10 protein-coding genes and 2 pseudogenes are annotated in these 11,621 nt (G+C 66.7%); 10 read left to right on the top strand and 2 right to left on the bottom strand.

Annotation, left to right across the window (positions count from 1 at the left end):
• Positions 1 to 63: 63 nt before the first annotated feature.
• From GQ57_RS37425 to GQ57_RS37460, 8 genes are all read left to right on the top strand, one after another.
• Complete coding sequence (locus tag GQ57_RS37425) at positions 64 to 1,740, top strand: glycosyltransferase family 39 protein (RefSeq protein WP_034200546.1); 1,677 nt, start codon at positions 64 to 66, stop codon at positions 1,738 to 1,740.
• 13 nt (positions 1,741 to 1,753) lie between these two features.
• Positions 1,754 to 2,125 carry an EamA family transporter gene (locus GQ57_RS37430; RefSeq protein ID WP_014896865.1) on the top strand — a complete coding sequence of 124 codons (372 nt, stop codon included), beginning with the start codon at positions 1,754 to 1,756 and terminating at the stop codon, positions 2,123 to 2,125.
• Between the two features lie 130 nt (positions 2,126 to 2,255).
• Positions 2,256 to 3,407 carry a DegT/DnrJ/EryC1/StrS family aminotransferase gene (locus GQ57_RS37435; RefSeq protein ID WP_034200547.1) on the top strand — a complete coding sequence of 384 codons (1,152 nt, stop codon included), beginning with the start codon at positions 2,256 to 2,258 and terminating at the stop codon, positions 3,405 to 3,407.
• A gap of 6 nt (positions 3,408 to 3,413) precedes the next feature.
• Positions 3,414 to 4,451: a glycosyltransferase gene (locus tag GQ57_RS37440; RefSeq protein WP_031403664.1), complete on the top strand. Its 1,038-nt coding sequence runs from the start codon at positions 3,414 to 3,416 to the stop codon at positions 4,449 to 4,451.
• A complete protein-coding gene (locus tag GQ57_RS37445) occupies positions 4,448 to 5,395 on the top strand; it encodes a formyltransferase (RefSeq protein WP_031403665.1) in 948 nt (315 codons plus the stop codon). The genes GQ57_RS37440 and GQ57_RS37445 overlap by 4 nt, the downstream gene beginning before the upstream one ends.
• On the top strand, positions 5,392 to 6,447 hold the full coding sequence (locus GQ57_RS37450) for a bifunctional UDP-4-keto-pentose/UDP-xylose synthase (protein WP_052001626.1): 1,056 nt from the start codon (positions 5,392 to 5,394) through the stop codon (positions 6,445 to 6,447). The genes GQ57_RS37445 and GQ57_RS37450 overlap by 4 nt, the downstream gene beginning before the upstream one ends.
• 13 nt (positions 6,448 to 6,460) lie before the next feature.
• Positions 6,461 to 7,357, top strand: coding sequence for a polysaccharide deacetylase family protein (locus tag GQ57_RS37455; RefSeq protein ID WP_034200548.1), 897 nt, complete (start codon positions 6,461 to 6,463; stop codon positions 7,355 to 7,357).
• A gap of 95 nt (positions 7,358 to 7,452) precedes the next feature.
• Entirely contained in the window at positions 7,453 to 7,914 is a 462-nt protein-coding gene (locus GQ57_RS37460; RefSeq protein WP_006756046.1) for a peroxiredoxin, read from the top strand.
• Between the two features lie 192 nt (positions 7,915 to 8,106).
• On the opposite strand, the pseudogene GQ57_RS44330 reads toward GQ57_RS37460, so the two are convergent.
• Positions 8,107 to 8,351: pseudogene (locus GQ57_RS44330) on the bottom strand (hypothetical protein); the annotation flags it as partial.
• Here GQ57_RS44330 and GQ57_RS37465 point away from each other — a divergent pair.
• A complete protein-coding gene (locus tag GQ57_RS37465; RefSeq protein WP_034200549.1) occupies positions 8,247 to 10,049 on the top strand; it encodes a PhoH family protein in 1,803 nt (600 codons plus the stop codon). The pseudogene GQ57_RS44330 and the gene GQ57_RS37465 sit on opposite strands and share 105 nt — an antisense overlap.
• A 237-nt stretch (positions 10,050 to 10,286) precedes the next feature.
• On the top strand, positions 10,287 to 11,375 hold the full coding sequence (locus GQ57_RS37470) for an NlpC/P60 family protein (RefSeq protein ID WP_034200550.1): 1,089 nt from the start codon (positions 10,287 to 10,289) through the stop codon (positions 11,373 to 11,375).
• 141 nt (positions 11,376 to 11,516) lie between these two features.
• Here GQ57_RS37470 and GQ57_RS42785 read toward each other — a convergent pair.
• Positions 11,517 to 11,621 (bottom strand): annotated as a pseudogene (locus GQ57_RS42785) (inorganic phosphate transporter); the annotation flags it as partial.

Genomic DNA, 11,621 nt, shown 5'->3' on the forward strand with positions numbered 1-11,621 from the left:
CGCCGCCCGCCCCCGGCGCCACCCGCCGGCGGACCGTCACAACACACAACAGGCTGAAAATCCATGAACGATACGCCTTCGAGGCTACCGCTCAATCGCATCACGCTCGTCTTCCTGCTCGTCGCGCTCGCGATCGTCTGGTTCGCGCCGCTCGGGCTGCGCCACCTGATCCCGAGCGACGAAGGCCGCTACGCGGAGATGGCGCGCGAGATGTTCGTCACCGGCGACTGGATCACGCCGCGCTACAACGGCTACAAGTACTTCGAGAAGCCGCCGCTGCAGACCTGGCTGAACGCGCTGACGTTCGCGTGGTTCGGCATCGGCGAATGGCAGGCGCGCCTCTACACGGCGATGGCCAGCTTCGCCGGCGTGCTGCTGGTCGGCTACACCGGCGCGCGGCTGTTCAACCCGCTGTCCGGCTTCCTCGCGGCCGTCGTGCTCGCCAGCGCGCCGTACTGGAACCTGATGGGCCACTTCAACGCGCTCGACATGGGGCTCGCGTTCTGGATGGCGCTGTCGCTGTGCGCGCTGCTGCTCGCGCAGCGGCCCGGGCTGCGCCCGGCCGCGGCGCGCGGCTGGATGTGGACGTGCTGGGCCGCGATGGCGTTCGCGGTGCTGTCCAAGGGGCTCGTCGGCCTGATCCTGCCCGGCGCCGTGCTCGTGCTGTATACGGTGGTCGCGCGCGACTGGGCGCTGTGGAAGCGCCTGTACCTCGTGAGCGGGCTCGTGATCTTCTTCGCGATCGTCACGCCGTGGTTCGTGCTCGTCCAGCAGCGCAACCCGGAGTTCTTCAACTTCTTCGTCGTCGTCCAGCAGTTCCGCCGGTATCTGACCCCCGAACAGAACCGCCCGGGTCCGTTCTACTACTTCGCGCCGGTGCTGCTGGTCGGCTTCCTGCCGTGGCTGTCGGTCGTGTGGCAGAGCATCCGCCATGCGCTGCGGATGCCGCGCCAGCCGAACGGCTTCTCGCCGATGCTCGTGCTGCTGATCTGGAGCGCATTCATCTTCCTGTTCTTCAGCGCGTCGCATTCGAAGCTGATCTCGTACGTGCTGCCGGTCGCGCCGGCGCTCGCGCTGATCATCGGCGCGTACCTGCCGCTGATGACCGCCGACCGGTTCCGCCGCCATCTGCTCGGCTACCTCGTGTTCCTCGTCGCCGCAGCGTTCGGCATCATCTTCCTCGCGTATCAGGGTGATGCCCGCACGCCGAACGCGCTGTACCGCGCATTCCAGATGTGGCTGTACGCGGGCCTCGCGGTCACGGCCGCGCTGACGTTCGCCGCCACCTGGCTGAACCGCCGGGCGGGCGTCGCCGCCGCGCTCGCCGCATTCGGCGCCGCGTGGCTCGCGTTCGGCACGATCGGCGGCACCGGACACGACGAGTTCGGCCGCTACAGCTCGGGGGCGCTGCTCGCGCCCGTCGTGCGCGCCGAACTGGCGAAGCTGCCGCCCGACACGCCGTTCTACTCGATCGAGATGCTCGATCACACGTTCCCGTTCTACATGGGCCACACGACGATCATGGTCCAGCGCCAGGACGAGCTTGCATTCGGGATCTCGGTCGAGCCGAACAAGTGGATTCCGACCGTCGGCGAGTGGATCACGCGCTGGAAACAGGACACCCACGCGCTCGCGATCATGCCGCCGGACCAGTACGACGCGCTGGTCGGGCAAGGCGTGCCGATGCGCGTGATCGCGCGCGACAACCGCCGCGTGATCGTCGAGAAACCGCAATCGTAAGGACGCCCACTGCATGAATCCCGTTTCGTTCGTCTGCATCATCACCGGCGTGATGCTCAACGCCTGTGCGCAACTGCTGCTGAAGGCCGGCGTCAACGCCGTTGGACACTTCGAATTCAGCCGTGCGAACATCATCCCGGTCGGCCTGAAGATCGCGACCCAGCTGCCGATCATCGGCGGCCTCGGCTGCTACGTGCTGAGCGTCGTCGTCTGGATTCTCGGGCTGTCGCGGGTCGACGTGTCGATCGCGTACCCGATGCTGTCGCTCGGCTACGTCGTCAACGCGTTCGCGGCCTGGTACCTGTTCGGCGAGGTGCTGTCGGTCCAGCGCCTCGTCGGCATCGGCATCATCCTGATCGGCGTGCTCGTGCTCGCGCGCAGCTGAGCATGCCCCGCGGCGTTAAACGTCCGCCTACAAAAAATCACGGTGCGAATCCGACAACCGGTGTCTAATGCCGGTTTCGGACGGGATCGCCCGACCCTTTTATTACACGCCATTACAGGCCAACGCGTTCATGAGCCAGACTACCGCCCCGTTTCTGCCGTTCACCCGCCCCGAGATCGATGAGGAAACCATCCAGGGTGTCGTCGAAGTGCTGCGCTCGGGCTGGATCACCACCGGCCCGCAGTGCCAGAAGTTCGAGGCGGCGCTGTCCGAATACTGCGGCGGCCGCCCGGTCCGCGCCTTCAATTCGGGTACCTGCACGCTCGAGATCGGCCTGCGCATCGCGGGCGTCGGCGCCGGAGACGAGGTGATCACGACCCCGGCGTCGTGGGTCTCGACCAGCAACGTGATCCTCGAGACGGGCGCGACGCCCGTGTTCGTCGACATCGATCCCGTCACGCGCAACATCGACCTCGACAAGCTCGAGCAGGCGATCACGCCGCGCACCAAGGCGATCATCCCGGTGTTCCTGTCCGGCCTGCCGGTCGACATGGACCGCCTGTACGCAATCGCGCGCGCGCACAAGCTGCGCGTGATCGAGGATGCCGCGCAGGCATTCGGCTCGACGTGGAACGGCAAGCGCATCGGCGCGATCGGCGACATCGTGTCGTTCAGCTTCCACGCGAACAAGAACCTGACGACGATCGAAGGCGGCGCGCTCGTGCTGAACAACGAGGACGAGGCGGCGCTCGCGCAGAAGTACCGGCTGCAGGGCATCACGCGCACCGGCTTCGACGGGATGGACTGCGACGTGCTCGGCGGCAAGTACAACCTCACCGACGTCGCCGCGCGCGTGGGCCTCGGCCAGTTGCCGCACCTCGAGCGCTTCACCGCGCAGCGCCGCGCCCTCGCCCGCGCCTATTTCGCCGCGTTCGACGGCAGCGCGGCGACGAAACTCGGCATCGGCCTGCCCGTCGCCGAGTTCGAGAACGGCAACTGGCACATGTTCCTGATCACGCTGCCGCTCGAGCGGCTGACGATCACGCGCGCCGAGTTCATGGCGCAGATGAAGGAACGCGGCATCGGCACGGGCATCCACTACCCGGCGATCCATCTTTTCACGCTGTACCGTGCGCGCGGCTTCAAGGAGGGCATGTTCCCCCACGCCGAACGGTACGGCGCGTCGACCGTCACGCTGCCGCTCTTCACGCAGATGACGGAAGACGACGTGCGTCGCGTGGTCGACGCCATCAACCAGATTTGCGAACAATACGGAAAATAAGCGTACATGAGTCACCTTGAAGCACGCGCCGGGCATCCGGTCGCCGGGCACCTGGACGCCGGCCGTCCCGAAGTATCGATCATCATCCCCGTGTACAACGAGGAAGACGGCCTCGCCGCGCTGTTCGCGCGGCTGTATCCGGCGCTCGACGCACTCGACACGTCATACGAAGTGATCCTGATCAACGACGGCAGCCGCGACCGCTCGGCCGCGATGCTCGCCGATCAGTTCCACGTACGCCCGGACACGACGCGCGTCGTGCTGCTCAACGGCAACTACGGCCAGCACATGGCGATCCTCGCCGGCTTCGCGCAGTCGCGCGGCGAGATCGTCATCACGCTCGACGCCGACCTGCAGAACCCGCCCGAGGAAATCGGCAAGCTGATCGCGAAGATGCGCGAGGGCTACGACTACGTCGGCTCGATCCGCAAGCAGCGCCAGGACAGCCTGTGGCGACGCAAGGCGTCGCAGATGATGAACCGGCTGCGCGAGCGCATCACGCGCATCAAGATGACCGACCAGGGCTGCATGCTGCGCGCATACAGCCGCCGCATCATCGACACGATCAACGTGTGCGGCGAGGTCAACACGTTCATTCCCGCACTCGCGTATACGTTCGCGCAGAACCCGACCGAAATCGAGGTCGCGCACGAGGAACGCTTCGCGGGCCAGTCGAAATACTCGCTGTACAGCCTGATCCGCCTGAACTTCGACCTCGTGACCGGCTTCTCGGTCGTGCCGCTGCAGTGGCTGTCGTTCATCGGCGTGATCCTGTCGCTCGGCTCCGCCGCGCTGTTCGTGCTGCTGCTCGTGCGGCGCTTCATCGTCGGCGCGGAAGTGCAAGGCGTGTTCACGCTGTTCGCGATCACGTTCTTCCTGCTCGGCGTGATCATCTTCGCGCTCGGCCTGCTCGGCGAATACGTCGGCCGCATCTACCAGCAGGTGCGCGCGCGGCCGCGCTACCTGATCCAGGCCGTGCTCGAGCAGCACGACGGCGTGCCGTCGGTGCCGGCCGGCGCGAACCGGGCGGGAGCCGCGCAATGAAGCCGCGCGCGGTCGTTTTCGCCTATCACAACGTCGGCGTACGATGCCTGCAGGTGCTGCTCGCGCGCGGCGTCGACGTCGCGCTCGTCGTCACGCACGAGGACAACCCGCACGAGAACATCTGGTTCGGCAGTGTCGCGTCGGTCGCCGCCGAACACGGCATTCCGGTGCTCACGCCGGCCGACCCCGCCGATCCGGCGCTGCGCCGCGCGGTCTCGGACGCGCAACCCGACTTCATCTTCTCGTTCTATTACCGGCACATGCTCCCGGTGGACCTGCTCGCGATCGCACCGCGCGGCGCGTACAACATGCACGGTTCGCTGCTGCCGAAATACCGGGGTCGGGTACCGACCAACTGGGCCGTGCTGAACGGCGAAACCGAAACCGGCGCGACGCTGCACGAGATGGCCGCCAAGCCCGACGCGGGCGCGATCATCGGCCAGACCGCCGTGCCGATCCTGCCCGACGACACGGCCGCGCAGGTGTTCGACAAGGTCACGGTGGCCGCCGAGCAGACGCTCTGGCGCGTGCTGCCCGCGCTGCTCGCGGGCGAGGCGCCGCACCTGCCGAACGATCTCGCGGCCGGCAGCTACTTCGGCGGGCGCAAGCCCGAAGACGGCCGCGTCGACTGGTCGAAGCCGGCCGCGCAGGTCTACAACCTGGTGCGCGCGGTCGCGCCCCCGTATCCGGGCGCGTTCACGGACATCGACGGCACGCGTTTCGTGATCGCGCGCGCGCGCCTCGCGGCGCCCGGCAGCGCGGCCGCCGCGGCTGCGGCGGATTTGCCGCCCGGCCTGCACGTAAGCGATAATGCGCTATTCGGCGTCTGCGGCGACAGCCGCGCCCTATCCATTCTCGAGCTGTGGCAGCAGCGCGGCGACAGCGAAGCCATCGTGACGCCCGCGGAATTCGCGCAGTTCATTCATTCTTCCCGTCATTCATGAAAGCAAAAAAAGTCCTGATCCTGGGTGTGAACGGCTTCATCGGCCATCACCTGTCGAAGCGCATTCTTGAAACCACCGATTGGGAAGTGTTCGGCATGGACATGCAGACCGATCGGCTCGGCGATCTCGTCAACCACGAGCGGATGCATTTCTTCGAAGGCGACATCACGATCAACAAGGAGTGGGTCGAGTATCACGTGAAGAAGTGCGACGTGATCCTGCCGCTCGTCGCGATCGCGACGCCCGCCACCTACGTCCAGCAGCCGCTGCGCGTGTTCGAGCTCGACTTCGAGGCGAACCTGCCGATCGTGCGTTCGGCCGTCAAGTACGGCAAGCACCTCGTGTTCCCGTCGACCTCCGAGGTCTACGGCATGTGCGCGGACGAACAGTTCGACCCGGATGCATCGGCGCTGACCTACGGCCCGATCAACAAGCCGCGCTGGATCTACGCCTGCTCGAAGCAGCTGATGGACCGCGTGATCTGGGGCTACGGGATGGAAGGCCTGAACTTCACGCTGTTCCGCCCGTTCAACTGGATCGGCCCGGGCCTCGACTCGATCTACACGCCGAAGGAAGGCAGCTCGCGCGTCGTCACGCAGTTCCTCGGCCACATCGTGCGCGGCGAGAACATCAGCCTCGTCGACGGCGGCTCGCAGAAGCGCGCGTTCACCGACATCGGCGACGGCATCAGCGCGCTGATGAAGATCATCGACAACAAGGACGGCGTCGCGTCGGGCAAGATCTACAACATCGGCAATCCGAACAACAATTTCTCGGTTCGCGAACTCGCGCACAAGATGCTCGAGCTGGCCGCGGAATTCCCGGAATACGCCGATTCGGCCAAGCAGGTGCAGCTCGTCGAGACGACTTCCGGCGCCTACTACGGCAACGGCTACCAGGACGTGCAGAACCGCGTGCCGAAGATCGACAACACGATGCAGGAGCTCGGCTGGGCGCCGCAGGCGACGTTCGACGACGCGCTGCGCAACATCTTCGAAGCGTATCGCGGCCACGTCGCCGACGCGCGCGCGCTCGTCGAGCAACAAGGCTGACCGGGACGTTCGATTGGCTCGCATCGTCCTCAAGATCGACGTCGACACGCTGCGCGGCACGCGCGAAGGCGTGCCGAACCTCGCGCGCATCTTCGACCGCTTCAGCGCGCGCGCGACCTTCCTCTTCAGCCTCGGCCCCGATCACACGGGCTGGGCGCTGCGGCGCGTGTTCCGCCCCGGCTTCCTGAAGAAGGTGTCGCGCACGTCGGTGGTCGAACACTACGGCGTGAAGCAGCTGATGTACGGCGTGCTGCTGCCGGGCCCCGACATCGGCCGCCGCGCGATCGCCGACATGCGCGCGATCCACGAGGCCGGCTTCGAATGCGGGATCCATACGTGGGATCACGTGTACTGGCAGGACAACGTCCGTGTGCGCGATCGCGACTGGACCGCCCGCGAGATGCAGAAGAGCCATGCGCGCTTCGTCGAGATCTTCGGCGCGCCGCCCGTCACGCACGGCGCGGCCGGCTGGCAGATGAACGACGCGGCGTTCGAGCAGATCGACGCATGGGGGATGCGCTACGCGTCCGACGGGCGCGGCCATTCGCCGTACCTGCCGGTCGTCGACGGCCGCACGCTGTCGCACGTGCAGATGCCGACCACGCTGCCGACGCTGGATGAAGTGCTCGGCATCGACGGCGTCGACACGCACAACGTCGCCGCGCACATCCTCAAGTTCACCGAAACCAATCCGCACGACCAGGTGTTCACGCTGCATGCGGAACTGGAAGGCCAGAAGCTCGCGCCCGTGTTCGAACAGCTGCTCGCGGGCTGGCGCGCGCAAGGCCACACGTTTGCGACGATGGGCGACTACCACGCGACGCTGGACCGCGACTCGCTGCCATCGTACCCTGTCACGTGGGGCGAAATCCCCGGCCGCTCCGGCGAACTGATCGTTCAGCCCGACTGAGTTCGCGCGCGCCGGCGTCGTCCGCCCCGCCGTTGCGGCGCACTGCCGCGCCGCACCGCCGCAGCGGCGCCTTTCCATAACAACAGGAGAAACACGTGTCCGTCGAAGTTGACCGTCAAGTTCCCGATTTCACCGCACCGGCTACGGGCGGCGACATTTCGCTGTCCGACCTGAAGGGCAAGAAACTCGTGCTGTACTTCTATCCGAAGGACAACACGCCGGGCTGCACGACCGAAGGGCTGCAGTTCCGCGATCTTTATCCGAAGTTCAAGAAAGCCGGTGCGGAAGTCATCGGCGTGTCGCGCGACAGCCTGCGCTCGCATGACAATTTCAAGGCAAAGCTCGAGCTGCCGTTCCCGCTGATTTCCGATGCCGACGAAGCGCTGTGCGCGCTGTTCGATGTCATCAAGATGAAGAAGATGTATGGCAAGGAAGTGCGCGGAATCGAGCGCTCGACGTTCCTGATCGATGCCGACGGCGTGCTCCGTCAGGCATGGCGCGGCATCAAGGTGCCGGGGCATGTGGACGACGTGCTAAGTGCTGTACAAGCGCTTTGAGGCGCGTTATATTGGGCCGCAATGAATGCCAGTTCGCCCCATATTTCTCGTAGCTGCGCCGGTGCTCGTTGCGACGCTTGCCGGCAACTGACGCGCATTACGACGGTATCAGCCGAGCCGCATGCCCCTGTCGACGGGGCAGCGGCTTTTTTTATGGATTGCGCGCCGGCCCCTGGTCCGGCCGTCACCGCATCAAGGAGCTGATCGACACTTAGGCGAACCGGCTAGACGAACTTCCTGTGCGCCACCGCGCGCAAACTGCATGCGTCTACGTCACGCAGGATGCGATCAGCGGCGCACGCCATGCGACACGATTCCTCCCGAGGGACACCATGCCTTTGCCTACCCCCCCCAGCAAGCTCGGCAGCCTGCTGCCGCCCGACGAATACAAGGCGAAAGCGCGGCCCGCGAAAGCCGCGAAGAAATCCGCCGAAGGGGACGCATCCACAGCCGGTGACTATGGTCCGGCGAGCGTGGCCCAACCGATGACCGAAGCCGCGAATACGGCCGCGCCGCTGCGCGCCGTCGCGGCTTCGGCGCAAGACGCCGCAAGCGCACCCGCACGCGGCCGCAAGACCAAGCAGACCGCTGCCCTGCTGCAGCCGATGCCGGCGCCCGCCGAACCCGCGGCACCGGTCATCGCGCGCAACGACAAGCCGGCCGCCGACAAACCGGCCGCGGCTCCCGCGCGCGACACGGGCGCCGCGACCAAGTCGCGCAGCCGCAAGCCCGCCGAAGCCGAACAGCAGAAACTGTTCGTGCTCGACACCAACGTGCTGATGCACGACCCGAGCAGCCTCTTCCGCTTCGAGGAACACGACGTCTATCTGCCGATGATGACGCTCGAGGAACTCGACAACCACAAGAAGGGGATGTCCGAAGTCGCGCGCAACGCGCGCCAGGTCAGCCGCACACTCGACGCGCTGGTCGCCGATGCGGGCCCGATCACGGCCGGCATTCCGCTGTCGCGCCTCGGCAGCCGCGAAGCGGTCGGCCGCCTGTACTTCCAGACGAAGCTCACCGACATCGCGCCCGTCGAAGGCTTGCCCGAAGGCAAGGCCGACAACCAGATCCTCGGTGTCGTGCGCGCGCTGCAGCGCGACCGGCCGGACCGTCAGGTCGTGCTGGTGTCGAAAGACATCAACATGCGGATCAAGGCGCATGCGCTCGGCCTGCCCGCGGAAGACTACTTCAACGACCAGGTGCTCGAGGATTCGGATCTCCTGTACAGCGGCGTGCGCGAGCTGCCGCAGGACTTCTGGACCAAGCATGCGAAGGGCATGGAGAGCTGGCAGGACACGAAGACGGGCACCACGTACTACCGCGTGACCGGCCCGCTCGTCGCGTCGATGCTCGTCAACGAGTTCGTCTATCTCGAACCGCAGAACGGCGAGCCGACGTTCCATGCGATCGTCCGCGAACTGAACGGCAAGACGGCGCTGCTGCAGACGCTGCGCGACTACAGCCACCACAAGAACAACGTGTGGGGCATCACCGCGCGCAACCGCGAGCAGAACTTCGCGCTGAACCTGCTGATGAACCCCGAGATCGACTTCGTCACGCTGCTCGGCCAGGCCGGCACCGGCAAGACGCTCGTCGCGCTCGCGGCCGGTCTCGCGCAGGTGCTCGACGACAAGCGCTACAACGAGATCATCGTGACGCGCGCGACCGTGCCCGTCGGCGAGGACATCGGTTTCCTGCCCGGCACCGAGGAAGAGAAGATGCAGCCGTGGATGGGCGCATTCGACGACAACCTCGAGGTGCTGCAGAAGACCGACGACGCGGCCGGCGAATGGGGCCGCGCCGCGACGCAGGAGCTGATCCGCTCGCGCCTGAAGGTGAAGAGCATGAACTTCATGCGCGGCCGCACGTTCGTCGACAAGTACCTGATCATCGACGAGGCGCAGAACCTGACGCCGAAGCAGATGAAGACGCTCGTCACGCGGGCGGGCCCCGGCACGAAGATCGTGTGCCTCGGCAACATCGCGCAGATCGACACGCCTTACCTGACCGAAGGCAGCTCGGGCCTGACCTACGTCGTCGACCGCTTCAAGGGCTGGGGCCACAGCGGCCACGTGACGCTTGCGCGCGGCGAACGCTCGCGGCTCGCCGACTACGCGTCGGACATCCTGTAACGCGGCAGGCCGGCCCGCCGGCCAGCTGTCGACACCGCACGGCGCTCCGTTTCCGGAGCGCCGTTTTTATTTGGGGTCGAAGACGTAAGTAACGTTTCGTCACGAAACAGCCCGGTTTACGCGCGAAACTTCAAGTAAATTCTCAGGAGTGGTTGATCAAGCCCCGCCGGAGCGTCTACCATCGGGTCTGTCTGTTGTCATACGATTCGCGAGCGCCCCGCGCCCGCCCGCCTTGCCATGCTTCGAATCTCGGTTCCCGTTGCTGTCGTTTCCCTGCTTGCGGCCTGCTCCAGCGTGCCGCCGCAGTCGGCATCGCGCACCGATCCGGGCATGAGGATCACGACGCCGCGCGCGTTCCCCGCTCCCGCCAATTTCCCGAAATTCGTCGATCACAGTGTCGGCCAGGAAGAGATCTCGATCCAGGCGATGAGCCTCGTCGGCGTCCCGTATCGCTGGGGCGGCAACACGCCGGCGAGCGGCTTCGACTGCAGCGGGCTCGTGCGCTACGTGATCGGCCGTGCGGCCGACGTGAACCTGCCGCGCACGACCGCCGACATGAGCGGCCGCGGCGTGTCGATCGAACCCGACCAGGTCGCGCCGGGCGACCTGATCTTCTTCAATACGACCGGACGGCCGCATTCGCACGTCGGCATCTATGTCGGCAAGCTGCGCTTCGTCAACGCGCCGTCGACGGGCGGCACCGTGCGGCTCGACTACCTGACGAACCCTTACTGGGCCAAGCGCTTCGACGGCATTCGCCGCGTCGCGCCGCCGCGCACGGCGCCCACGCCGTTCGACGCGCCCACCTACGAGGCGAAGCGCGACGAACCGCGCAACGCGCCGGCAGCCGCACCTGCGCCGGCTCCGGCGATCATGACCGCCGCCGCGCCGCGCCAGCCCGCCTATGCGTCGCCGCAATCCGGCGCGACCCCGTCACCCGCTCCGGTCATGCCAGCCGCCCAGGTCGCGTCGACAGCGCCGGCCGATCCGTACGAACCGCCGCCGCCGCGCGTGCAGGCGGCTCCTCCGCAGCAGGCCATCGCCACTTCCACGTTTGACGGCGCCGGCACGGCCGCCGTCGCGGCAAATACGGCGCCGGCCGCCCCGACCGAGGTCGGCACGCAGATTCCGACGATGGCGCTGACGGCCGCCCAGGCGGCCGCTTTCGATGCGGAACCTCCGCCCGCCCCCGTGGCGACGTCGCCGCGCGGCGTCGCACCGGCACCCGTGCAGGTGCTGCGCGCGTCGACGCAATCCGCGCCGGTCAGCCCGCGCACCGGCACCGCGGACGATCCGATTGCCCGGTTTGCGAACGGAAGCTACTAAGTCCCTGTTTCACCCTGCCGCTCACGGCGAATTGCGACCGGACTCGACGCGCAACCGCCCCATTCCCTCGGCCCCAAAGAAAATGCGCCGCAACCTTTCGGTTTGCGGCGCATTTCGATTCCCGTTCGACGGTAGCGGCGATCAGAAGATCTGATGGCCGAGCCACCAGCCGCCGGCCGCGAACAGCGCGGCGGCGGGCAGCGTCAGCACCCACGCCCACACGATGTTGCCGGCCACGCCCCAGGG

This window comes from Burkholderia sp. MSh2 (assembly GCF_000731655.1).
Taxonomy (GTDB): Bacteria; Pseudomonadota; Gammaproteobacteria; order Burkholderiales; family Burkholderiaceae; genus Burkholderia; species Burkholderia paludis.

Bases quoted from the DNA above. Each gene is read 5' to 3' on its own strand.
- GQ57_RS37440 (WP_031403664.1), top strand. From the start codon at position 3,414: ATGAGTCACCTTGAAGCACGCGCCGGGCATCCGGTCGCCGGGCACCTG.
- GQ57_RS37470 (WP_034200550.1), top strand. From the start codon at position 10,287: ATGCTTCGAATCTCGGTTCCCGTTGCTGTCGTTTCCCTGCTTGCGGCC.
- GQ57_RS37435 (WP_034200547.1), top strand. From the start codon at position 2,256: ATGAGCCAGACTACCGCCCCGTTTCTGCCGTTCACCCGCCCCGAGATC.
- GQ57_RS37465 (WP_034200549.1), top strand. From the start codon at position 8,247: ATGCCTTTGCCTACCCCCCCCAGCAAGCTCGGCAGCCTGCTGCCGCCC.
- GQ57_RS37430 (WP_014896865.1), top strand. From the start codon at position 1,754: ATGAATCCCGTTTCGTTCGTCTGCATCATCACCGGCGTGATGCTCAAC.
- GQ57_RS37450 (WP_052001626.1), top strand. From the start codon at position 5,392: ATGAAAGCAAAAAAAGTCCTGATCCTGGGTGTGAACGGCTTCATCGGC.
- GQ57_RS37445 (WP_031403665.1), top strand. From the start codon at position 4,448: ATGAAGCCGCGCGCGGTCGTTTTCGCCTATCACAACGTCGGCGTACGA.
- GQ57_RS37425 (WP_034200546.1), top strand. From the start codon at position 64: ATGAACGATACGCCTTCGAGGCTACCGCTCAATCGCATCACGCTCGTC.